The organism is Yersinia sp. Marseille-Q3913, assembly GCF_963892745.1.
Lineage (GTDB): Bacteria > Pseudomonadota > Gammaproteobacteria > Enterobacterales > Enterobacteriaceae > Yersinia > Yersinia bercovieri.
Genome location: NZ_CAWQAF010000011.1, coordinates 235,378 through 259,682, shown reverse-complemented (window position 1 = coordinate 259,682; position 24,305 = coordinate 235,378). Strand labels below are relative to the sequence as shown.

Here is a 24,305-nt window from a genome sequence, read left to right as displayed (position 1 = left end):
CTCGGGATGCGTTTGCTGGCTGGCTACCTGCAACCCCAATGACTTTGGGTATTAGATCGGGTATCGAAAAAGGTAAAGAGTTGGGTGGACTAAAACAGGAGTTAAGTCTCGCACAGGGCGTCGGGTTACTGTCCACTTCACTGCTGGGCACCGGTGTCTTTGCCGTGCCAGCACTGGCAGCCATGCTGGCGGGTGATGATAGCTTGTGGGCCTGGCCAATTTTAATTGTGCTGGTTTTTCCGATCGCGATCGCTTTTGCTGCTTTAGGTCGTCACTTCCCCAGTGCCGGTGGTGCTGCTCACTTCGTCACCCTGGCTTTCGGGCCGCAGCTGGGTAAAGTCACCGGCTGGCTATTTCTCTCCGTCATTCCCGTCGGTCTTCCCGCCGCCTTACAAATTGCCGCTGGCTTTTGGCAGGCGACCTTTGGTTGGCGTGATAGTGAACTGCTGATGGTGCAACTGGTGACCTTGCTGGCCATTTGGCTGCTCGGGACGCGCAGTGCGGGTTCCAGCGCCAATGTGCAGACCCTGATTGCACTGCTGGTCATCGCGCTGGTGGTGACTATTTGGTGGCAGGGGGATATTCGCCCATCACAGATACCTTGGCCATCGCCGCAAGATATTTCCCCACCGAATATGTTCAGTGCGCTCGCCGTGATGTTCTGGTGCTTTGTCGGGCTGGAGGCTTTCGCGCATTTGGCGACAGAGTTTCGCCATCCCGAACGTGATTTCCCCCGAGCATTGATGGTGGGGCTATTGGTCGCGGGGGCGGTCTACTGGGGATGTACGGTAGCCGTGCTGCATTTTCATGCCTATGGCGAACCGCAGGCCGCGGCGGCCTCGCTACCCAGAATTGTGGTGCAACTGTTCGGCGAACATGCGCTGTGGATCGCCTGCATTATTGGCTATCTGGCCTGCTTTGCCAGCGTCAATATCTACACCCAGAGCTTTGCCCGCATGGTGTGGTCACAAGCTCAAGTGCGGCCACAAAGTAAGCTGGCGCAGCTTTCAGCTGGGCAAACCCCGGTTTATGCGCTGACGGCGGTGGTGGGCAGTTGTCTGGCATTTGCGCTGTTGATCTACTGGCTCTCTCTACCATTGGATTTACTGATTGTTTATGCCAACGGCATTTTCGTGCTGATCTATTTGCTGTGCATGTTGGCAGGGATCCGCTTATTGCGCGGGCGCTCGCGGGTGATGTCGGTGATTGGTAGTGTGCTGTGTTGTCTCTTGCTGGTGATGATTGGCTGGAAGAGTTTATACGCGCTACTGATGTTTGCTCTGCTATGGATATTGATATCCCGAATGCCAAGAGCGGTAATACCATCATAAATTTAGGGTGCTACATAAGCACCCTGATTATCAACGATAACGTTTTACTTATAATGATTTCATCAATCATTACTCGCCAGTCTGGTTATCGCTTTTTTTATCTTCAATTGCGGTTGGCGCGCTGTTGAATTTAGCTTCCAGCTCACCCATGCGTTGTTCCAGTAAAGTCAGTTTCTCTCTGGTGCGCAGCAGCACTTGAGTCTGCACATCGAACTCTTCACGATTAACCAAATCCAGTCGGGTTAATTGCGATTGCAGTACTAGCCGAATTTTCTTTTCGACGTCGTCCCCGAATTCGCGAATACCTTTCGGCATAGACTCATGCACCTGGCGGGCGATTTGTTCAATTTTTTTCGGGTCAATCATGATATTTCCCTAATTAGATGTGTAGTGACTCCCTCTAGTGTAATGCCAGATGACAATTGTATAAACCTCCGCACATCTACATTTTGGTAATTGCTCAGAAGAATCAATAGCGCTATAGTCATACACTTATTCTCAGGGCGGGGTGTAAGTCCCCACCGGCGGTAAATTGTGTTGTGGCGTGCCAACGTCATGGTGCAAAAGCCCGCGAGCGCTCACTTTGTTTCTCTTCTCAAAGAGAACAGGGTAGAGGTCAGCAGATCCGGTGTAATTCCGGGGCCGACGGTTATAGTCCGGATGGGAGAGATTAACGGTATCTGCTGAGTTTATGCACGTTTAGATTTCAAGATGTAGCCAACACATATATGCAACTTGAAAGCTATCGGGTATAGCTCGCCTGCGTTATTTCGGCTATTTCTATCTGTAGATCAATGCATTTATAGATAAAAACCGGCCAGTTACTCCTCAAGACCGCCCTGATTCTGGTAATCCATAATTTAATGAGGTTTTTTTTACCATGAATCAGACTCTTCTATCAGATTTTGGCACGCCTGTTGAGCGTGTAGAACGTGCTATTGACGCTCTGCGTAATGGCCGTGGCGTTATGGTGTTGGATGACGAAAATCGTGAAAACGAAGGCGATATTGTTTTTGCTGCACAAGCCATGACCGTTGAGCAAATGGCACTGACTATCCGTCACGGTAGCGGCATTGTGTGTCTGTGTATCACCGACGATCACCGCCAGCAGCTTGAGTTACCGATGATGGTGACCAACAACACCAGCCAGTTCCAGACTGGGTTTACCGTGACTATCGAAGCCGCTGAAGGTGTCACTACTGGTGTATCTGCGGCAGATCGCTTGACCACTATCCGCGCGGCAATTGCTGATAACGCAAAACCTAGCGACCTTAATCGCCCTGGTCATGTATTCCCACTGCGCGGCCAGCCCGGTGGCGTCTTATCCCGCCGTGGCCACACCGAAGCCTCTATCGATTTGGCAATACTGGCAGGTTACAAACCCGCTGCGGTATTGTGTGAACTGACTAATGACGATGGCAGCATGGCACATGCGCCAGAAGTGATTGAGTTTGCTAAGTTGCACAATATGCCGGTTGTGACGATTGAAGATCTGGTTGCGTATCGTCAGTCTCACTAACTTCAGCCAATATGTTTAAATATTGGCTGGAGGTTATTGACAAAATCGTCTGAGCGGAGCAAACGGGTAGATCATCAAGACGCCGTAAATCCCTCCCTGGAGGCTCGAGCTGCGCCATCCCTGGCGCGGACGCTTGACTCTTCCACCCGTTCTCACCGTTTCAAATCGAGTCATCGGGTTTTGTCAGCTGTCTGGAGCCAATATTGTTAAATATTGGCTGCTGATTCTGGGTGTTAAACGCCGGGTAGCCTCTAGTTTTCTGAATAGATCGCGGCCCGGTTATTTCCCGTTGCCATAGAGTGCCATCGCTGCTTCTCTTCTCTGATTTTCCCATTCAAAATTATTGAATATCTTCATCACTGTTATCCGGCTGTGTAATGAAAAAAAAGCGCGTAATGTGTTGCTTATGGTTTAAGCGCAGATAATTTTAAGCGCCACTCTTCTTCTTAACAGTAAGGATTTTCTATGAATACGCCTCGTATGCCTGCACTGTTTCTCGGCCACGGTAGCCCGATGAACGTGCTGGAAGAGAACAGTTATACCCAAGCATGGCGTGCGTTAGGTGAGACATTGCCGCGCCCCAAGGCAATTTTGGCAGTTTCCGCCCACTGGTATACCCGTGGGACGGCGGTGACGGCGATGGCGAAACCTCGCACTATCCATGATTTTGGCGGCTTCCCGCAGGCGCTGTTTGATACTGAGTATCCTGCACCGGGTTCCCCAGAGCTGGCCGCACAAATTCAAGAGTTGTTGGCACCTATCGCCGTGCGGGCGGATACCAGTGAGTGGGGGTTGGATCATGGCAGCTGGGGGGTATTGATTAAAATGTACCCTGAGGCTGATATCCCTGTGGTGCAACTGAGTATTGATGGCACCCAACCGGCCGAGTATCACTATGAATTAGGCCGCAAATTAGCGGTGCTGCGTGAGCAGGGGGTGATGATTGTCGCCAGCGGTAACGTGGTGCACAACTTGCGTATGGTGAGATGGCAAGGGGATAGCAGTCCATATCCATGGGCTGAATCTTTCAATCAGTTTGTGCGGGATAACCTGAGTTATCAGGGCGATAATCACCCATTGGTTAACTTTATGCAGCATGAGGGTGCGGCACTATCTAACCCATCACCTGAGCATTATCTGCCGCTGTTGTATGTGTTGGGGGGCTGGGATGGCAAAGCGCCAATTTCGATCCCAACTGATGGGATTGAGATGGGGTCGTTGAGTATGCTGTCAGTGCTGGTTAATTAGCCCAGAGTGTAAGCATTAGAATATAAATAAGGGGAGGCATATTACCTGCCCCTGCGGTTAATGACAAAGTCGTCTGAGCGGAGAGAACAGGCAGATCGTAAAGACGCCGTAAAATCATCCCTGATGGCTCGAACCGCGCCATCCGTGGCGCGGACGCTTTACTCTTCTACCTGTCCTCACCTTTTGAGATCGAGTCGTCGAGGTTTGTCAGCAGTCTGAAGGGAAGGTAGATTAGCTTCCTTTATGAATGCGCGTTTAGCCCAAAATAATATGTGGGTAGAAACGCGATAGATCTTGAGTGATCAGTTCACGATCTTCACGCAAACCAATACCGCATGGTTGATCATTCACCAGCCAGCTACCAATCAGCGTGTAGCTATCCCCGAATTTAGGCAACGGATGGAATTGTTGAACAATCATGCCCTCCTCGCCGTATGGCCCGTCAACCCGCGCCACCTCTTTGCCATTTTCCACTATTTGAATATTGGCACCTTCCCGCGAGAATAGCGGCTTGGTGACATAGTGATCCATCGCAGGATGATCATCTTCAGCAAAGTAAGCAGGCAACAGATTTGGATGATTCGGGAACATCTCCCATAGCAATGGCAGCAAAGCTTTATTGGAGATAATACTCTTCCAGGCGGGTTCCAGCCAGCGCACGCCAGCATCTTCCAATTTGGTGGAGAACATTTCGCGGAACATAAATTCCCACGGATAGAGCTTGAATAAATTACTGATCACTTGGTTATCAAGGTCAGTAAATTGCCCTTTCTCCCCTAAGCCGATCTCTTCCATAAACATGAATTCAGTCGGCAGGCCCGCTTCTAGTGCGCAATCTTGCAGGTATTGCACCGTGCCACGATCTTCTTCGCTGTCTTGGCAGCAGGCCAGATGCAGCAAGCTAAAGCCATGGTTATCACGCAGATCGGCAAAGCGCTCAATCAGTTTCTCTTGCATGCTGTTGTATTGGTCAGAATCCTGACTCAAATTGCCTGCGCTGATCTGATCTTCCAACCATAACCATTGGAAAAAGGCGGCTTCATACAGTGAGGTTGGAGTATCCGCATTGTTCTCCAGCAGTTTTGCTGGGTTGACGCCATCATAGGCCAGATCAAGACGAGAGTAGAGTGAGGGCTGATGGGTTCGCCAGGAGCTACGAACAAAATCCCAGCAATGTTTTGGAATGCGGAATTTCGCCATCAGTTGATCGCTATTGACCACTTTCTCAACCACTTGCAGGCACATTTGATGTAACTCTGCGGTGGTCTCTTCCAGCTCTTCAATTTGCGCTAACGTGAATTCGTAATAAGCATCTTCACACCAGTAGGGTTCGCCATACATGGTGTGGAAACGGAAACCAAATTCGGTGGCTTTTTCACGCCAGTCTGGGCGCTCGCTAATTGCTAAACGTTTCATTAATCAGACCTTAGCCACCCATGCTACGCGTGCTGGTTTTGGATGATGTCGCGGCGCTACGTTGCATAGTGGACTGCTTAGCCACCGACTCGCCAAAACCGCCACGGGTGATGGTATTGGTCACGGCAGGCTTCGGTGCCATTGCGGTGCGCGGTACTGTCATGGTACGGCCTGTGGTGGCGGAACCAAAGTTTTTACCGGTGGCATCAACAAATTTGCCGTTAGCGGGGCTAGTTGCTGCTTTCGAGGTGAATAGTGGCTGGCTTGCGCCGCCGCCCATCATCCGGCCCATCATATAACCGGCCATTAATGGCATCCACATACCACCGCTCTGTTGCGGCGCAGCTGCGGCGGTTTGTTCAGTTGAAGATGACGATGTTGGCACCATGCCCGCTTGTGCCGGGGCCTGAGTACACTGCGACTCACCAAATTCTGCTATGCAGTCTTCACGGGTTGCATACTTCGGTGCTGTTTTCGCTGCTTCCTGCAAGGCAGTGTTGTAAGCAGTGGTACATTCAGCGCTCTTGGACGGATTTGCCGCAGAGCAATCATCAGCATTTTGGTACAAAGAGACAGTTTCGTCAGTTTTTTCGCAGCCGGCCAGCATAAATACAGCACTGACAGCTAAAGCTACGGGCGCAAGGCGATAACTGCGCCAGGATTTACGGAAAGTCTCTTGATTGATGTTTTGAGTCCGTTTCATCATTATTTGTCTCATTTCCGGGCGTTCAATGCCCTTTCCCAGTAAGAACCCTAAGGATAGGGGAAACGTGTATAAAATTAAAGCGTGAGGGGCGGTCAGCGGCAGACTTTACAAAGCTATACGAACTGTTGCGAGTTGCTTCGCTTTTTTCATTGACGAAAAATGCTTGGTCACTCAAAGGGGATAGGTAGGAAATAAGCCGGGCGCAGCCTGATGCTGCGCCCGGAGAGCCGAACCGGTAAAAAATCAGTTACGGAATGGATTGCCGTTACGTGAAGGTGCGGTGGTTGAAGGCTGGCTTATTGGTGTCACACGCGGTGCGGCTTGAGTGTTAGTGCCATCAGCATAAGCATTCTGGTTAGCATTATCTGGTGCCAGAGCGGTCGCTGAAGTTGGAACTGGCTTATCCAGTACCCCGTTCAACTCCATCAGATCGTTCATGTTCAGTGTACCCAGTGCTGACTGGATGTTTAACTGATTAATCAGATAGTTATAACGGGCATCAGCGAGCTGTTGCTTGGACTGATATAAGTTAGTTGTTGCAGTCAACACGTCCAGGATCGTACGAGTGCCGACCTGATAGCCCGCTTCCATTGCATCCAATGAGCTTTGGTTAGAAATGACCACTTGCTCATAAGCTTTAATGCTGCTGATAGAGGCGGAAATATTGTTGAATGAGGAGCGTACAGTTTGCACCACACTACGGTGGGCGCTCTCTAACTGCTCACTGGCCCCCACGAAATTGTACTGCGCTTGTTTTACCGCAGAATTGGTGGCCCCACCGCTATACAGTGGCAAGCTCAGTTGCACGCCAATTTGGTTCTGGCCCGCATCATTATTGACTTGCTGAGTGCTTGGTGTGCCGCCGCTATAACGGGTATTGGTTACAGACGATGATGCTGTCAAATCGATGGTTGGCATATAGCCGGTTTCCGCCGATTTAATTTGTTCACGGGCTAAATCTTGACTCAAACGGGCAGAAAGCAACGAAAGGTTACGTTTCTCAGCATCTTTCAATAGGTTAGCAACGGCCTCTGGGCGCTTTGTCTTCAAGCGATCAACATTCAGTGAGGCTAATTCTGGGTAATAAACCCCAGTAATCTGACGCAGACTTTCCAGCGCATTATCCAGATTATTACGCGCCGTCACTTCATCTGCTAATACAGTATCATAGCTGGCTCGGGCGTTCTGGACATCGGTGATTGCCACTAAACCCACATTAAACCGCTGGGTGGTTTGATCTAACTGGCGATAAACCGACTGTTTCTGTGCTTCGGTATAAGAGAGGCTATCAATCGCTCTAAGCACATTGAAATAGGCTGTTGCAGTGTTCAGGATCAATGCTTGTTCGTTAGTTTGGAACGTTACATCCTGAATACCCGCCGCTTTTTCCTGCAAGGTCAGAGCACGCCATTTAGACATATCAAAAATGGTTTGAGTCAGTTGCAGAGAACCTGAAGTGGCGTTGCTATCCGGGTTGCTAGAGGCATCGCGGAAACCATTGGTATGGCTGTAACCCGCACCTAAACCAAGCTGTGGTAACAGCGGGCTGCGAGCTTGATTGATTTTTTCATATGCAGCATCGCGGTCAGCAGCCGATTTGCGTAAATCCGGGTTACTATCCCTGGCTTGCTTATAAACTTGCAGCAAGTTCTCTGCCTGGCTCATGGTACTGAAACCAGCCAGACTCAGCCCGATAAGAAGGGGGAGGAGTTTCTTCATTTGCAGTCCTTGTTGTGCAGCAGTTGTGCAGCAATATTACTATGGTAGCTGTCGATAGACGAGTTGTTGCCGATTCTATCAGAGTCTGCCAATGGAATAAGGTGGCTGATTGTGCCATCTCGCCTTAATTTACTTAAATCTATCACAAAGCTAAAAGTGTGTTCAGACAACTAATCTGTATCGCGCCATCTTTGTCAAATAATCTTTATCAAAGTGTCTTTTTAAACCGCTAATCTAAGTAAGGAAATAAGTCTATGTCATCAGCACAACCCTCACCGGTGACCTTCGACAAGAGCGATGTGGAAATTATTGCACGTGAAACCCTGTACAGTGGTTTTTTTTCATTGAATTTATACCGTTTTCGCCACCGTCTATTTAATGGCGAAATGAGTGGTGAGGTTAAGCGCGAGATTTTTGAGCGCGGTCATGCCGCCGTGTTATTACCTTATGATCCGGTGCGCGATGAGGTGGTATTGGTGGAGCAATTGCGCATTGCAGCCATTGACAGTAGCCCATCGCCTTGGTTATTAGAGATGGTCGCCGGCATGATTGAAGAGGGCGAAACCGTCGAGGAGGTGGCGCGTCGCGAAGCCGAGGAGGAGGCGGGGATTCATATTGGTCGCTGCAAGCCGGTGCTCAGTTATTTAGCCAGCCCTGGTGGTACTAGTGAGCGCTTGTCGATTATGGTGGGTGAAGTTGATGCGACGACGGCGAGCGGTATTCATGGTTTGGCCGACGAAAATGAAGATATCCGGGTGCATGTTGTCAGCCGTGAACAGGCTTGCCGTTGGGTCGAAGAGGGTGCTATTGATAACGCAGCCTCAATCATTGCATTACAATGGCTGGCGTTGCACCACTTATCGCTGAGAGCAGAATGGCAGTCGTAAAGAGAAAGCGAGCATAATAATGATAAAACGCTACACACCTGATTTCCCTGAAATGATGAGGCTATGCGAGACTAACTTCGCACAATTGCGTCGTTTGATACCACGGGTCGATGAAGTGGGCGAAAATGTCGCTTATCAGGTTAATGGCGTCAGTTATCGGCTGACAATAATTGAATCTACCCGCTACACTTCGGTGGTAGAAATTGTGCAAACTGAGCCAGCCGTCAGCCAATGGGGTCTACCGTCGATGGTGGTCAGACTTTATCATGATGCGCAGGTCGCGGAAGTGTGTGCCAGTCAGCAGATCTCCCGCTTCAAAGCAAGTTATGATTATCCGAATAAAAAGTTGCATCAGCGGGACGAAAAGCATCAAATTAACCAGTTTCTTGCCGACTGGTTGCGCTACTGTTTGGCGCATGGAGCGGTGGCAGTTCCGGTTTATTAGACAGACTTATAGCCTTGCCTGCCGAGGGTGAAAATCGGGTTGGTCAGGGTGCAAAAACAAGGACACCATTTGGAAAGCCTGTTTAAACTGCCTATGGCGAGTGGGGCCAAGGTCAGAATTTTACAAATAACAGATACCCACCTATTCGCGGGTGAACATGAAACCTTGCTGGGTATCAATACTTCCCACAGTTATCGCGCTGTGTTGGATGCGATTATTGCTGAGCAGCACCCATTCGATCTTATTGTTGCCACCGGTGATTTGGCTCAAGACCACTCTGTTGCTGCTTATCAAAATTTTGCGAAGGGCATTGCCCGTTTGCCTGCGCCTTGCTTATGGCTACCTGGTAATCATGATTTTCAACCGGCGATGGTCGATGCACTGGCTGATGCGGGTATCGCACCTTCAAAGCAAGTTTTGGTGGGGGATAACTGGCAAATTCTACTATTGGATAGTCAGGTCTTTGGTGTTCCTTATGGTGAGTTGAGCGACTATCAGCTGGAGTGGATGGAGCGCTGCCTGGTGGCACATCCAGAACGCTACACACTGATTTTATTGCATCATCATCCGATGCCATCGGGCTGTACCTGGCTTGATCAGCACAGCTTGCGCAATGCGCATATGTTGGCGGCGACTCTTATTCGTTATCCGCGTGTGACCACCTTATTGTGCGGTCATATCCATCAGGATTTGGATCTCGATTGGTATGGTAAGCGCCTGCTAGCCAGCCCTTCTACCTGTGTGCAGTTCAAACCGCACTGTACTAATTTCACCCTTGATACTGTGGCTCCGGGATGGCGCTACCTCGATTTACTGCCTAATGGAGTACTTGAAACTGAGGTTCGCCGGTTAGCCAGTGATGAGTTCTGCCCGGACATGGACGCGGACGGTTATTGATGAGCACGCTTCTATACATTCATGGCTTTAATAGTTCCCCCAGCTCGGCGAAAGCAACGACCTTTAAAAGCTGGTTGCAGCAACACCATCCTGATATTGAGATGCTGACCCCACAACTGCCGCCTTATCCCGCGGAAGCCGCAGAGATGCTAGAAAGCATTGTGATGGATAGAGCGGGGCAGCCTATTGGCATTGTTGGCTCTTCTCTTGGAGGCTATTTTGCCACATGGCTTTCCCAGCGCTTTAGCATTCCAGCGGTGGTAGTTAACCCTGCCGTGCGGCCATTCGAGCTGCTCAGTGATTATCTGGGTGAAAATGAGAACCCCTACACCGGGCAACAATATGTGTTAGAGTCTCGACATATTTATGACCTGAAGGCCATGCAGATTGAAAAGTTGGAATCGCCGGATTTACTCTGGTTATTGCAACAAACTGGGGACGAAATCCTCGATTACCGTCAAGCGGTGGCCTATTACACCCCTTGTCGGCAAACAGTAGAATCAGGTGGGAATCATGCTTTTATTGGCTTTGATCACTTTTTCTCCCCGATTGTCACGTTTTTAGGGCTAGCGACTGCCTAAAGCCTTCCATCCATTAGCCGAATATTAATCAAACCATGACTGAATCCAGCTATAACGCTGATGCCATTGAAGTACTCAGCGGTTTAGAACCAGTGCGTCGTCGTCCGGGAATGTACACGGATACCACGCGGCCAAACCACCTTGGTCAAGAGGTGATTGATAACAGCGTCGATGAAGCGCTGGCGGGTCATGCCCGTCGCATTGATGTTATTCTGCACGCCGACCAATCATTGGAAGTTATCGATGATGGCCGCGGGATGCCCGTCGATATCCATCCTGAAGAGGGTGTTCCTGCTGTTGAGCTGATTTTGTGTCGCTTACATGCTGGCGGTAAATTCTCCAATAAAAACTATCAGTTCTCTGGTGGTTTGCATGGTGTAGGTATTTCCGTTGTGAATGCCTTATCCCAGCGAGTTGAAGTGACGGTGCGCCGTGATGGGCAAATTTACAGCATCGCCTTCGAAAATGGCGACAAAGTGCAGGATTTGCAGGTCATCGGCACCTGCGGTAAGCGCAATACCGGTACTAGCGTACATTTCTGGCCGGATGTCTCATTCTTCGACAGCCCACGTTTCTCGGTTTCCCGCCTATCCCATTTGCTGAAAGCAAAAGCGGTGTTGTGCCCTGGCGTGGAGATCGTCTTTAAAGATCTGGTGAATAACACCGAGCAGCGTTGGTGCTATGCCGACGGCTTGACTGACTACCTGATGGAAGCGGTTGATGGCTTGATTACCTTGCCCGAAGCGGCGTTTGTCGGCTCTTTTGCTGGCGATACCGAAGCTATTGATTGGGCTTTGCTGTGGCTACCTGAAGGTGGCGAACTGCTGACTGAAAGCTACGTCAACCTGATACCAACAATGCAAGGCGGTACTCACGTCAATGGGTTGCGTCAGGGCTTGCTTGATGCGATGCGTGATTTCTGCGAATACCGCAATATTCTACCGCGCGGCGTCAAACTCTCGGCAGACGACATCTGGGAGCGCTGTGCTTACGTGTTGTCAGTGAAAATGCAGGACCCACAATTTGCCGGCCAGACGAAAGAGCGACTCTCCTCACGTCAGTGCGCGGCCTTTGTATCCGGCGTGGTCAAAGATGCTTTCAGCTTGTGGCTGAATCAAAACGTGCAGGCGGCAGAACAGCTGGCTGAACTGGCGATCTCCAGTGCTCAGCGCCGGATGCGTGCGGCGAAAAAAGTGGTGCGCAAGAAACTGACCAGCGGCCCGGCCTTACCCGGCAAGCTGGCAGACTGTACTTCGCAGGACTTGAGCATGACCGAGCTGTTTTTGGTGGAGGGGGATTCCGCAGGCGGCTCGGCCAAACAGGCCCGTGATCGTGAATATCAGGCCATCATGCCGCTAAAAGGCAAGATCCTGAATACCTGGGAAGTGTCGTCAGATGAAGTGCTGGCTTCGCAGGAAGTGCACGATATCTCCGTGGCGATTGGTATTGATCCCGACAGCGAAGATTTGAGCCAACTCCGTTACGGTAAAATTTGTATCCTCGCGGATGCGGACTCCGATGGTTTGCATATTGCTACCTTGCTCTGTGCGTTGTTTGTGCGCCACTTCCGGGCATTAGTGCGCAATGGCCACGTTTATGTGGCGATGCCGCCACTGTATCGCATCGATTTGGGTAAAGAGGTGTTCTACGCATTGGATGAAGAAGAGAAAGCCGGCGTGCTGGAACAACTAAAACGTAAACGCGGCAAACCTAATGTTCAGCGCTTCAAAGGCTTGGGTGAAATGAATCCGTTGCAGTTGCGTGAAACCACCCTTGATCCAAATACCCGTCGTTTGGTCCAATTGACTATTGGCGATGATGATATTGATAAGACGATGGCAATGATGGATATGTTGCTGGCGAAGAAGCGCTCCGAAGATCGCCGCAATTGGCTGCAAGAGAAAGGGGATACCGCTGAAATCGACGTGTGATTGATGACGGAGCAAAATCGATGAAAGTGACGTTAGAAGAGTTGCAGGCGTTTACCTCGGTGGTCGACTGCGGCTCAATTACGGCAGCCGCAGAGCAGCGTAGCCAAACCACATCCGGTATCAGTCGGGCCTTGAGTCGGTTGGAGAAAAAGCTGGCGACTACGCTACTGCGCCGCACCACGCGGCGGCTGGAACTGACTGAAGAGGGCGAGTTGTTCCTCAGTCATGCGCGGCAGATTATCGGCGCAGTAGATGATGCCGAAGAGCAGATTGCCCTGCGGCGGTTAAAACCGGCGGGGCGGCTGCGGGTGAATGCGGCTGCACCTTTTATGCAGCACGTCATTGTGCCGATGATCACCGGTTTTCGGGCGCTCTATCCGCAAATTAGTCTTGAGCTGAATACCGACGATCTTAATATTGATTTACTTGAACAGCGCACCGATATTGCCATCCGCATCGGCACGTTGCGTGACTCGACCATCCATGCACGTTTATTGGGTGCCAGTCGGGTGCGGATCCTTGCCAGCCCGGATTATCTCCAGCGCCACGGCACCCCACAGAGCATTGATGAGTTGGCGAACCACAGTCTGCTGGGTTTTACTCAGCCAGAATCCCTGAATCAGTGGTCACTGCCCCATTTGCCGGCTGGGCGTGGGTCAATCATCCCCAATCTCGCCGCATCTAGTGGCGAAACGCTGCGTTTATTGGCCTTACAAGGGGAAGGGATCGTTGAATTATCTGATTTTATGACCCGCGAGGATCAACTGGCGGGGCGCTTAGTTGAGGTGATGGCCGACCAAATTTTGGAAACCTGGCAGCCCATCAATGCCGTTTATTACCGCAATACGCAGCTTGCCGCGCGGATAACCTGTTTTCTGGACTATGTCAGTGAGCAGATTAAGTTGCGGGGCAGTTGTTGGCTGCGGGATGGCGGCTAACCCAAATTGCGTTACGGTGTGAAATTAAGCGGTCTGGCCATTAAAATGCGCGGCTAAATGCTGACGGTAACGGCTAATATCACCTTCGATATCAGGCTGTTTTATCACGTCATTACACATAAACGTAGGCAATGGCTCCATGCCAAGGAATTGATTTGCCTTATGGAAATGCAGATAAACACCATCAACACCGACGCCCTCGAAGAACTGAGCAGGATCAGTAAAGGCTTCAACTGGAGCATTCCAGGTCACTGAAAGCATGTAAGTTTTACCCTGAATTAAGCCTCCAGAACCGTAGCCTTTAGTGGTATCGGAGCGGGTACGGCCATCACTTTGATACAAACGGCCATGACCAAAGGTAAAGACTTCATCAATATATTTTTTCAAAATCCATGGCTCACCCATCCACCAGGCTGGCATTTGGTAAATAACAGTATCGGCCCACAGATAATTTTCAATTTCACTTTCAATATCATAGCCTTGGTCAACTGTGGTGACTTTAACCTGATGACCGCTTTCCTGTAGAAATTCGCTAGCTACGTTAGTGAGAGTGAGATTAAGTGCGCCTGTAGAGTGCGCAAATTCTTTCATTGCGTTAATAATTAATACGTTACTCATTGATATAATCCTTGTAAAGCGGGGGCTTGATAGCATCTTGTTAGTGACACAAGAGAGTAGCCAACCCGGAATACTGAGTATGCTAACGGTTACGGCGCCAGAGAAAAATGCGCAATAATGCACAACACTCTTGCTCAATAAGCAACAAAAGGGATGGATTAAGGATGATTAGTACCTTTTTTTGTTTTTGCAGAAGCCGAAATTTGCCCTGCTTAGTGGGAAAGATCGAGATTCTCTGTGGGTTGTGACAGTCACCCCGCAGATGAGGTACTATCGCGGGCAGAAATCGACAATAAACTTGCGGTGCCGATCCGCTGACGCCCAGTGATCGCCATTCCAGAGTCTGAGGATATTTGAGTAATGAGTGATTTGACTCATGACGGTGCAGAGCGCTTACCGCTGCACACCTTTACTGAAAACGCCTATCTGAACTACTCCATGTACGTCATCATGGATCGGGCGTTGCCATTTATCGGCGATGGTTTGAAACCAGTACAGCGGCGTATCGTCTACGCGATGTCTGAGCTGGGGCTGAGCAACAGCGCTAAATTCAAGAAATCCGCCCGTACCGTGGGTGACGTGCTGGGTAAATATCATCCCCATGGCGACAGTGCTTGCTATGAAGCCATGGTACTGATGGCGCAGCCATTCTCTTACCGCTACCCGCTGGTGGATGGGCAGGGGAACTGGGGGGCGCCGGATGATCCTAAGTCGTTTGCGGCGATGCGTTACACCGAATCCCGCTTGTCCAAATATGCCGAAGTGCTGCTGGGTGAGTTAGGCCAAGGCACGGTTGACTGGGTGCCAAACTTCGATGGCACCATGCAGGAGCCGAAAATGCTACCTGCGCGCCTGCCGAATATTCTGCTCAACGGCACCACCGGTATCGCCGTGGGGATGGCAACTGATATTCCGCCACATAATGTGCGCGAAATTGCTCAGGCGGTGATTGCACTGATTGATAAACCTGAGACCTCGCTCGAAGAGTTGCTGGAATTTGTGCAAGGGCCTGATTTCCCGACAGAAGCCGAGATCATTACGCCACGTAATGAGATCCGTAAAATTTACGAAAATGGTCGCGGTTCTGTGCGTATGCGGGCCTTGTGGAAGAAAGAGGATAGTAGCGCGGTCATCACTGCGTTACCGCATCAAGTTTCCGGTGCCAAAGTGCTGGAGCAGATTGCCAACCAGATGCGCGCCAAGAAATTGCCGATGGTTGAAGATTTACGTGATGAATCTGACCACGAAAACCCTACTCGGTTGGTGATTGTTCCCCGCACCAATCGTGTCGATCTGGATCAGGTGATGAACCATCTGTTTGCCACCACGGATCTGGAAAGAAGCTATCGTATCAACATGAATATGATAGGTCTGAACCATCGCCCAACAGTAAAAGGGCTGCTGGAGATCCTCACCGAGTGGCTGGTATTCCGCCGTCAAACCGTCCGTAACCGATTGAATTACCGGCTGGAAAAGGTTCTGAAGCGGCTGCATATTTTGGAAGGTTTATTAATTGCCTTCCTGAATATCGATGAAGTTATTCATATCATCCGCACTGAAGATGAGCCAAAGCCGCTGCTGATGCAGCGCTTTGCCATTTCCGAAACGCAGGCTGAAGCGATCCTCGAACTGAAACTTCGCCATTTAGCCAAGCTGGAAGAGGTGAAGATCCGTGGCGAGCAAGATGAATTAGCCAAAGAACGTGATCAGTTACAAGCATTGCTGGCATCAGAACGCAAGCTTAACACCATGATCAAGAAAGAAATTCAGGCTGATGCAGCGGCTTATGGCGACGACCGTCGCTCCCCGTTGACTGAACGTGCTGAAGCTAAGGCCATGAGTGATCATGACATCGTGCCTTCTGAGCCAGTGACCATTGTGCTGTCTGAAATGGGCTGGGTGCGCAGTGCGAAAGGCCATGATATCGATCCGAGCGGATTAAGCTATAAAGCGGGTGATAGCTTCCGTGCGGCAGCACGGGGCATGAGTAACCAACCGGTAGTGTTTATTGACTCAACTGGCCGCAGCTATGCGTTAGATCCGCTGACGTTGCCATCAGCGCGTGGTCAAGGGGAGCCGCTGACCGGTAAACTGACGCCACCACCGGGCGCGACCATCGAACAGGTATTGATGGCACCAGATGACCAAAAATTATTAATGGCATCGGATGCGGGCTATGGCTTCGTCTGTACTTTCAATGACTTGGTTGCCAAGAACCGCGCCGGTAAAACGATGATTACATTGCCGGAAAATGCCAAGGCCCTGCCACCATTAGAGATTTATGGGCCGGATGACATGTTGTTATCCATCACGGCTGCTGGGCGTATGCTGATGTTCCCAGTCGCTGATTTACCTGAATTATCAAAAGGTAAGGGTAACAAGATCGTTTCAATCCCTGGTGCGCAAGCCGCAGCAGGCGAAGACCGTTTGGCATGGCTGTTTGTCTTACCGCCTCAAACCTCTGTAACACTTCACTTTGGTAAACGTAAGTTAACCTTACGGCCAGAAGATTTGCAGAAATTCCGTGCCGAACGTGGACGGAAAGGCTCACCACTGCCTCGCGGCTTGCAACGCATTGATCGCGTTGAGATTGATACGCCAGCACGAGTGATACCAACAGATAGCGAAGCTTAATATTCAGCATCGTTGGCGTTTTAGGTTGGCATCCGCCGTAAATGTAACGGATGGTGCGCGCATTTTGCGCGCGCTGTCGCGTAACATAATTATGGCAAGGAATCAGCGCGGTTTTTTGTGGCTAAACCGTTATACTAGCGTCGATTAGGTCTCTAAGAGTCAGTGTTTAAGAGGGTGTTATGCTATTAATTTTGCGCACGGTACTGGCCGTTTTCTATTGTGTTCTGGTGTGTGTGTTTGGTTCGATTTATTGCCTATTCCGGCCGCGAAATCCGCGTAATCTCGCGACCTTCGCCCATCTGTTTGGTCGAATGTCAGTGCTGTTTGGTATTACGGTTGAGCAACGCATTCCTAAAGAGGCGGCCAGCTACGGCACCTGTATTTATATTGCCAACCATCAAAATAATTACGATATGGTCACCATGTCGAATGTGGTTCAGTCTGGTACGGTCACTGTAGGCAAAAAGAGCCTACTGTGGGTGCCATTATTTGGACCACTATACTGGCTGACCGGTAATCTGCTTATCGATCGCGATAACCGTGCCAAAGCACACGGCACCATTGCCCAAGTCGTCGAGCAGGTGAAAAAAAGAGATGTCTCTATCTGGATGTTCCCAGAGGGCACCCGTAGCCGTGGCCGTGGTTTACTGCCATTTAAGACCGGTGCTTTTCATGCCGCTATTGCTGCTGGCGTGCCGATTGTGCCAATTTGTGTCTCCAGCACGAATCATATCAACCTAAATCGTTGGTCAAATGGCAAAGTCATCGTAGAGATCATGCCGCCAGTGGATACCACCGGCTATGGCAAAGAGCGGGTGCGCGAGTTGTCTGAGCACTGCCGTAATCTGATGTTGGCTAAAATTGAGCAACTCAATGCAGAAATTGCCCAAGAGGCGCAACAGGCCGCGACTGAAAAATAATTATTAGCTGCCAGGGGCGGGCTATTGTGCGTCAGTTGTTATGATTGACGTCAATTTTGTTTGAAGCGGATTTTGATTGACGCGAATTTTAGTTGAAATAAAGTTTTGGATTTTCATTTAAGCGACTCTAGTCGTGAGCGTTTTGCCGTCCTTCAGCGTTATTCGCAGCCAGGCAAAATTTTGCAGTAGATTTGATTGTGGTTTTCACGGAGAAGATATGTCACTCAGTCGTCGCCAGTTCATTCAGGCTACGGGCTTAGCGCTAGGCGCTGGTTCGTTGCCATTGAGGGCACAGGCTAATAGTACCCAACAACCCTCGCTACCTGTTCCACCCTTACTGGAGTCCCGTCGCGGTCAACCGCTGTTTTTGACCTTACAGCGGGCGCACTGGGCATTCAGTGGTGGTCAGAAAGCCGCAGTTTGGGGGGTTAACGGTATGTATTTGGGGCCGACAGTCAGGGTCTTTAGCGGTGATGACGTCAAACTCATTTACAGCAACCGTTTGACTGAGCCGGTATCCATGACGATTAGCGGCTTGCAACTCCCCGGTACGCTGATGGGCGGTGCGGCACGCATGATTTCGCCTGGCGCTGATTGGTCACCGGTATTGCCGGTACGCCAGCCGGCGGCGACCTGTTGGTATCATGCCAATACCCCTAACCGCATGGCACCGCACGTTTATAATGGATTGGCCGGTATGTGGCTGGTGGAAGATGAAATCAGTAAAGCGATGCCTTTACCGAACCATTACGGCGTTGATGATTTCCCGATTATTATTCAGGACAAGCGGCTGGATAACTTTGGTGTTCCGGAATATAACCCGCCAGCTAAAGGTGGCTTTGTCGGTGATACGCTGCTGGTGAACGGGGTACAAAGTCCGTTTGTTGAAGTTTCCCGTGGTTGGGTGCGGTTACGTTTACTCAACGCCTCCAACTCTCGCCGCTATACCTTGCAACTCAGCGATGGTCGCCCGCTACATGTTGTCGCGAGTGACCAAGGGTTCCTGCCCGCCCCCGTGGCGGTGCAGCAACTCTCGCTAGCACCTGGTGAGCGGCGTGAAGTGGTCATTGATATGTCGCAGGGCAGCGAAGTTTCCATCACGGCGGGTGATTCTGCCGGAATTATGGATCGTCTGCGTGGCTTATTTGAGCCATCGAGTATTTTGATTTCTACATTGGTTCTGACCTTAAAGCCCACCGGTTTGCTGCCGTTAGTCACCGATAATCTGCCAATGCGTTTGCTCACTGATCAGATCCTCGATGGCAATGTGGTTCGTTCCCGTGAGTTCCGTTTGGGGGATTCCCTGCCAGGAATCAATGGTGCAATTTGGGATATGAGCCGGGTTGATGCGCAGGCGCAGCAAGGTACTTGGGAGCGTTGGACGTTACATGCAGATATGCCGCAAGCATTTCATATCCAAGGTGTTTCTTTCTTGGTGAAGAGTGTAAATGGCGCACCGGCGATGGCTGAGGATCGTGGTTGGAAGGATACAGTATGGGTCGATGGTGATGTCGAGCTACTGGTCTACTTCAATCAGGTTTCCTCGCAGCACTTCCCATTCTTGTTCCACAGCCAGACACTAGAAATGGCCGATCGCGGGTCGGCGGGGCAGTTGGTGACGGTGGCAGCCCCAACAGTTGGTTAATGGTGATCCGGTTCGGTTGAGGCATTTAAGTCAAGATGAGCACAAATCTCATGTCAACCGAACCAATCACCCCCATCATCATCTCCACTTAATCCCTAAAACTCATCCCAAAACCACCAATATCCTTCCTCTTTCCATGGATAAATGCGTATAATCGCCGCCCGGTGATGATTTCTTAACCCGAACCACCTCAACTTTCCCCAATTCAAAGAGTGTTGCCATGAGTACCAGCCTGATCCAACCAGAGCGTGATCTATTTTCTTATCAGCCATATTGGGCTGAATGCTATGGCACTGCGCCATTCTTGCCGATGTCACGGGAGGAGATGGACATATTGGGCTGGGACAGCTGCGATATCATTGTTATCACTGGCGATGCCTATGTTGACCATCCAAGCTTTGGTATGGCGATTATTGGCCGCATGTTGGAGGCCCAAGGTTTCCGTGTGGGGATTATTGCCCAGCCGGATTGGACCAATAAAAACGACTTTATGCGCCTTGGTGAGCCGAATCTGTTTTTCGGTGTGACCGCCGGGAATATGGACTCGATGATCAACCGCTATACCGCTGACCGAAAATTGCGTCACGACGATGCCTATACCCCCGATAACCAAAGTGGTAAACGACCAGATCGCGCCACATTGGTGTATAGCCAGCGCTGCAAAGAAGCCTATAGCCACGTGCCGGTATTACTCGGTGGTATCGAGGCCAGTCTGCGGCGCATTGCCCACTACGATTACTGGTCGGACAGGGTACGCCGTTCGGTGATAGTGGATGCGAAAGCGGATATGTTGGTCTACGGCAATGGTGAGCGGCCATTGGTTGAAGTTGCACATCGTCTGGCGGCGGGTGAGAAAATTGCCGATATTCAGGATGTGCGTAACACGGTAGTGATGCGCAAAACGGCGCTACCGGGCTGGAGTGGGGTGGATTCTACCCGTCTGGATAGCCCTGGGCGCATTGAAGCCATCCCCAATCCTTATGGCGAAGATTTGCCTTGTGCAACCAATGATATCCCTGAACCAGAAGCGAAACCTATTACGGTTCGTGCAGCTAAACCCAAACCATGGGAAAAAACCTATGTCTTGCTGCCATCTTACGAAAAAGTGAAGGCAGACAAAGTGTTATATGCCCACACGTCGCGAATTTTGCATCATGAAACCAACCCCGGTTGTGCGCGGGCTTTGATGCAAAAACATGGTGACCGCTACATCTGGATTAACCCGCCGGCGATCCCGCTCAGCACGGAAGAGATGGATAGCGTTTTTGCACTGCCTTACCAGCGCGTGCCGCACCCTGTTTATGGCAAATCTCCAATCCCAGCCTATGACATGATCCGCTTCTCAATCAATATCATGCGCGGTTGCTATGGTGGCTGTTCATTCTGCTCTATCACCGAGCATGAAGGGCGCATAATTCAGAGCCGTTCAGAAGATTCTATTATTCGTGAAATCGAAGAGATCCGCGACAAAGTTCCTGGTTTTACCGGCATTATTTCAGATCTTGGTGGCCCGACAGCAAATATGTACATGCTGCGCTGCCAATCACCGCGCGCCGAGCAAACATGCCGCCGTGCCTCTTGCGTTTACCCTGAAATCTGCCAGCACATGGACACTAACCATGAGCCGACGATCTCCCTGTATCGACGAGCGCGTGACTTGAAGGGGATTAAAAAGATCCTTATAGCCTCTGGGGTACGTTACGATCTGGCAGTCGAAGATCCGCGTTATATCAAAGAATTAGCCAGCCACCATGTAGGCGGCTATTTGAAAATTGCCCCGGAACACACTGAGGAAGGCCCGCTTTCCAAAATGATGAAACCGGGAATGGGCAGCTATCAGCGCTTTAAAGAGCTATTTGATACCTACTCTAAGCAGGCGGGTAAAGAGCAGTATCTGATCCCCTATTTCATCTCCGCCCATCCGGGGACCGAGGATAAGGATATGGTTAATCTGGCGTTATGGCTGAAGAAAAACCGCTTCCGTTTGGATCAGGTGCAGAATTTCTATCCCTCGCCGCTGGCGAACTCCACCACCATGTATTACACCGGTAAAAACCCGCTGTCGAAGGTAGATTATAAGAGTGAGGAGGTGGTGGTGCCGAAAGGCGATCGTCAGCGGCGGTTGCATAAAGCATTACTGCGCTATCATGATCCGGCCAACTGGCCGATGATCCGCGACGCATTGGCAGATATGGGGTTACAGCATTTGATTGGTAGTCGTCGTGAATGTTTGGTGCCGGCACCGACAATAGAAGAGCAGCGCGAAGCACGCCGCGCGTTGCGCCATCATACGCCAGCGTTGACCAAGCATACCTCGATCACTCGCCAGCGCCAGCCGGGTAGCCGAACTCAGGCTGTACCTGCGGGTAAGAAACCGCCGTTAGCCAATAGTCCGGCCGCGTCTAAGTCATCAGGCAGCAAAACCGGCGGCAACAGAGCGCCGGTGAATAAGCCTTCGGGCACCAGCAAAGGTAAAAGCAAGACTCATTAAGCTGAAAAGTTCTTAAATCAGCGGTCAGACCCGAAAACATCCGGGTCTGGCCCCAAACGTTTACCGCTATCCAGCTTCGAAATTGCCGTCAGTTCATCTTTGTGCAGCTTAAAATCAAATACCTCAAAATTCTCTCTGATACGCGCTGGCGTTACCGATTTAGGGATAACGATTAGCCCGCAATCAAGGTGCCAACGGATCACTATCTGAGCAGATGTTTTGTTGTACTTTTGCGCGAGTTGGCGGATAACACTTTGATCGAAAACACCTTCGCCACCTTGTGCCAGGGGGCTCCAGGATTCGGTCGCAATATGGTGAGTGGCATTCCAGGAATGTAACTGGCGCTGCTGTAGCAGCGGATGCAGCTCAATCTGATTGAGAGTCGGGGCCACACCGGTTTCATCAATCAACCGTTGCAGGTGAGGAATGTTGAAGTTACAGACGCCGATACTGCGGACCAAACCTTGCTCTTTCAAGGTGATAAGCTCACGCCAGGCACTGACATAACGATCCTGCGCCGGATCAGGCCAGTGAATCAGATAGAGATCCACGTAGTCGAGCTGAAGTTTCTCCAGGCTCTCTTCCAGCCCCTGTTTTGGGTAGCGCTGGTCGTCATTCCACAATTTGGTGGTAATAAATAGCTCTTCGCGGGCGACGCCTGCTGTTTTTAGCGCCCTACCAACACCCACTTCATTCTTATAAATAGCCGCAGTATCGACTGACCGATAGCCCACCTCTAGCGCCTTACTGACTGCAAGCTGCGTCTCTTCAATGCTCGCCTGCCAAACACCAAGGCCAAGCTGTGGCATCAGGTTTCCATCGTGCAATTTGATAATGGGTTGCGTCGCCATGTTTATCTCCTTAGCTTACAAACTGGGCTGTTCCAGCCCTGTGACCGATAGTGTAAGTTTAGTCGTGATCATCACATTTATTAGCTTGCTTGGTATTTATCGCGTGTGGGAACCATCAAAGGTGAACAGGTCTATCGTCGGCACTGACCTGCCAATAAGATAGGGATAGCGTAATATGTGGCAATAATCCAAAGCCTAGCAGTAAATAAATATAACGCCCACTATGATAGGTGAAAGTAGTGGGTGCTGATTGACTGAAGGCACCACATCGGGGTGATACCCTCAGTCATGACAGAGAGTCCGCTATTGCCGACTCTGTGACAGCTAATTATTAGACCGCAGCTTCGTAGATACGTTTACTATCCGCGAGTGTGATATCACCGTGTTCACCAAGTTGGGTCATGCCGTGCTCTTCCAATTTTTTGATTAAATCGGGAATAGAGCTGCCATCCAGTTTGTAGGCGGACAGACGAGTCGCGACCCCCATGCTTTCAAAGAAATGACGAGTCGCTTCAATGGCTGCATCAATGCGTTGCTCTTCACTCCCTTCACGCAGGCCCCAGACACGTTCAGCATATTGCAGCAGTTTGGCGCGTTTTTGTTTTTTCTTGGCAACCAGCAGTGCAGGTAGTACCACCGCCAGTGTTTGTGCATGGTCAAGACCATGGCGGGCGGTCAGTTCGTGACCCAGCATATGTGTTGCCCAGTCTTGCGGTACACCCGCCCCAATCAGGCCATTTAATGCCATGGTGGCGCTCCACATGATATTGGCACGCACGTTGTAATTCTCTGGATCGGTCAATGCTTTCGGGCCATCTTCAATCAGGGTTAATAGCAGCCCTTCCGCGAAGCGATCTTGTACTTTCGCATCAACCGGATAGGTCAGATATTGCTCAATGGTATGCACAAACGCATCAACAACGCCATTCGCGACCTGACGTGGCGGTAGGCTGTAAGTCACAACCGGGTCCAGCACCGCAAACAGCGGTTGGACATGAGGTGAGAAGAAGTGTTGCTTATCGCCAGTGCTGCGGCGGCTGATCACCGCGCCACTGTTAGTTTCAGAGCCAGTGGCAGGTAAGGTCAACACGGAACCCATTGGCAGCGCTTCAGTGATATCGCTACCTGTGGTTTCCAGAATGTGCCATGGATCTTGTGGATAGTTAACAGCCGCAGCGATGAACTTGGTGCCATCCAATACTGAGCCACCGCCGACTGCCAGCAGGAAGTTGATTTTTTCTGCCCGAATAAGCTCGACGGCTTTCATCAGGGTTTCATAGGTTGGGTTAGGTTCAATGCCGCCAAACTCGAGGAAATCAAAGCCTTTCAGTGCGTCATGGACTTGGTCCAACACGCCATTTTGTTTAATACTGCCGCCACCGTAGGTGATTAAAATGCGGGCATCAGCAGGGATCTCTTTGCTCAGTTGCGCTATCTGGCCAGTACCGAACAGCACTTTAGTCGGGGTGTGGAGGGTGAAGTTTTGCATTATTTTTATTCCATCGTTATTAATGACATCGGTAGCTAT

General features: G+C 50.6%; 20 protein-coding genes and 1 riboswitch. Of the genes, 13 read left to right on the top strand and 7 right to left on the bottom strand.

The window, feature by feature from the left end:
* Positions 1–80: 80 nt before the first annotated feature.
* Positions 81–1,331, top strand: a complete 1,251-nt coding sequence (gene yjeH, locus AACW11_RS06225) for an L-methionine/branched-chain amino acid transporter (protein WP_212584194.1) — start codon at positions 81–83, stop codon at positions 1,329–1,331.
* A 69-nt stretch (positions 1,332–1,400) separates the two neighbouring features.
* On the opposite strand, the gene ubiK is transcribed toward yjeH, so the two are convergent.
* Positions 1,401–1,697 (bottom strand): ubiquinone biosynthesis accessory factor UbiK, encoded by a 297-nt coding sequence (ubiK, locus tag AACW11_RS06220; protein ID WP_212584091.1) that lies wholly within the window; start codon positions 1,695–1,697, stop codon positions 1,401–1,403.
* 124 nt (positions 1,698–1,821) lie between these two features.
* Positions 1,822–2,007: riboswitch (FMN riboswitch) on the top strand.
* 204 nt (positions 2,008–2,211) lie between these two features.
* Here ubiK and ribB point away from each other — a divergent pair.
* A complete protein-coding gene (ribB, locus tag AACW11_RS06215; RefSeq protein WP_005271075.1) occupies positions 2,212–2,850 on the top strand; it encodes a 3,4-dihydroxy-2-butanone-4-phosphate synthase in 639 nt (212 codons plus the stop codon).
* Positions 2,851–3,315: 465 nt separating this feature from the next.
* Positions 3,316–4,098 carry a 4,5-DOPA dioxygenase extradiol gene (gene ygiD, locus AACW11_RS06210; RefSeq protein WP_212584090.1) on the top strand — a complete coding sequence of 261 codons (783 nt, stop codon included), beginning with the start codon at positions 3,316–3,318 and terminating at the stop codon, positions 4,096–4,098.
* Between the two features lie 255 nt (positions 4,099–4,353).
* Here ygiD and AACW11_RS06205 read toward each other — a convergent pair whose 3' ends face one another.
* The 3 genes from AACW11_RS06205 to tolC all read right to left on the bottom strand — a co-directional run bounded on the left by AACW11_RS06205 (position 4,354) and on the right by tolC (position 7,939).
* Complete coding sequence (locus AACW11_RS06205; RefSeq protein ID WP_212584089.1) at positions 4,354–5,514, bottom strand: glutathionylspermidine synthase family protein; 1,161 nt, start codon at positions 5,512–5,514, stop codon at positions 4,354–4,356.
* A 10-nt stretch (positions 5,515–5,524) separates the two neighbouring features.
* On the bottom strand, positions 5,525–6,217 hold the full coding sequence (locus tag AACW11_RS06200; protein ID WP_212584193.1) for a DUF1190 family protein: 693 nt from the start codon (positions 6,215–6,217) through the stop codon (positions 5,525–5,527).
* Positions 6,218–6,463: 246 nt separating this feature from the next.
* Positions 6,464–7,939 (bottom strand): outer membrane channel protein TolC, encoded by a 1,476-nt coding sequence (gene tolC, locus AACW11_RS06195; RefSeq protein ID WP_212584088.1) that lies wholly within the window; start codon positions 7,937–7,939, stop codon positions 6,464–6,466.
* A 254-nt stretch (positions 7,940–8,193) separates the two neighbouring features.
* On the opposite strand from tolC, the gene nudF reads away from it, so the two are divergent.
* From nudF to AACW11_RS06165, 6 genes are all read left to right on the top strand, one after another.
* Entirely contained in the window at positions 8,194–8,826 is a 633-nt protein-coding gene (gene nudF, locus AACW11_RS06190; RefSeq protein WP_048617786.1) for an ADP-ribose diphosphatase, read from the top strand.
* Between the two features lie 19 nt (positions 8,827–8,845).
* Entirely contained in the window at positions 8,846–9,271 is a 426-nt protein-coding gene (locus tag AACW11_RS06185; protein ID WP_005271089.1) for a DUF1249 family protein, read from the top strand.
* A 69-nt stretch (positions 9,272–9,340) separates the two neighbouring features.
* Positions 9,341–10,168: a 3',5'-cyclic-AMP phosphodiesterase gene (gene cpdA, locus AACW11_RS06180; protein ID WP_212584192.1), complete on the top strand. Its 828-nt coding sequence runs from the start codon at positions 9,341–9,343 to the stop codon at positions 10,166–10,168.
* Positions 10,168–10,749 (top strand): esterase YqiA, encoded by a 582-nt coding sequence (gene yqiA / locus AACW11_RS06175; protein WP_212584087.1) that lies wholly within the window; start codon positions 10,168–10,170, stop codon positions 10,747–10,749. Before cpdA ends, yqiA begins: the two co-directional genes overlap by 1 nt.
* Positions 10,750–10,784: 35 nt before the next feature.
* Positions 10,785–12,680 (top strand): DNA topoisomerase IV subunit B, encoded by a 1,896-nt coding sequence (gene parE / locus AACW11_RS06170; RefSeq protein ID WP_212584086.1) that lies wholly within the window; start codon positions 10,785–10,787, stop codon positions 12,678–12,680.
* A 20-nt stretch (positions 12,681–12,700) separates the two neighbouring features.
* Positions 12,701–13,618 (top strand): LysR family transcriptional regulator, encoded by a 918-nt coding sequence (locus tag AACW11_RS06165; RefSeq protein ID WP_212584085.1) that lies wholly within the window; start codon positions 12,701–12,703, stop codon positions 13,616–13,618.
* A gap of 24 nt (positions 13,619–13,642) precedes the next feature.
* On the opposite strand, the gene AACW11_RS06160 is transcribed toward AACW11_RS06165, so the two are convergent.
* The gene (locus AACW11_RS06160; protein ID WP_212584084.1) at positions 13,643–14,236 is read right to left on the bottom strand and encodes an NAD(P)H-dependent oxidoreductase; all 594 of its coding nucleotides are present in this window, start codon (positions 14,234–14,236) and stop codon (positions 13,643–13,645) included.
* A 360-nt stretch (positions 14,237–14,596) separates the two neighbouring features.
* Between AACW11_RS06160 and parC the strand changes: the two genes are divergently transcribed.
* The 4 genes from parC to AACW11_RS06140 all read left to right on the top strand — a co-directional run bounded on the left by parC (position 14,597) and on the right by AACW11_RS06140 (position 21,926).
* Positions 14,597–16,870, top strand: a complete 2,274-nt coding sequence (parC, locus tag AACW11_RS06155; RefSeq protein WP_212584083.1) for a DNA topoisomerase IV subunit A — start codon at positions 14,597–14,599, stop codon at positions 16,868–16,870.
* A gap of 179 nt (positions 16,871–17,049) precedes the next feature.
* Entirely contained in the window at positions 17,050–17,790 is a 741-nt protein-coding gene (locus AACW11_RS06150; protein ID WP_212584082.1) for a 1-acylglycerol-3-phosphate O-acyltransferase, read from the top strand.
* 217 nt (positions 17,791–18,007) lie between these two features.
* A complete protein-coding gene (gene ftsP, locus AACW11_RS06145; protein ID WP_212584081.1) occupies positions 18,008–19,435 on the top strand; it encodes a cell division protein FtsP in 1,428 nt (475 codons plus the stop codon).
* A 220-nt stretch (positions 19,436–19,655) separates the two neighbouring features.
* Positions 19,656–21,926 (top strand): YgiQ family radical SAM protein, encoded by a 2,271-nt coding sequence (locus AACW11_RS06140; RefSeq protein ID WP_212584080.1) that lies wholly within the window; start codon positions 19,656–19,658, stop codon positions 21,924–21,926.
* A gap of 17 nt (positions 21,927–21,943) precedes the next feature.
* Here the strand turns inward: AACW11_RS06140 and dkgA are convergent, their stop codons facing one another.
* Both dkgA and yqhD read right to left on the bottom strand, forming a co-directional pair.
* Positions 21,944–22,777, bottom strand: a complete 834-nt coding sequence (gene dkgA, locus AACW11_RS06135; RefSeq protein WP_212584079.1) for a 2,5-didehydrogluconate reductase DkgA — start codon at positions 22,775–22,777, stop codon at positions 21,944–21,946.
* A 331-nt stretch (positions 22,778–23,108) separates the two neighbouring features.
* Positions 23,109–24,266: an alcohol dehydrogenase gene (gene yqhD, locus AACW11_RS06130; RefSeq protein ID WP_212584078.1), complete on the bottom strand. Its 1,158-nt coding sequence runs from the start codon at positions 24,264–24,266 to the stop codon at positions 23,109–23,111.
* Positions 24,267–24,305: the final 39 nt, after the last annotated feature.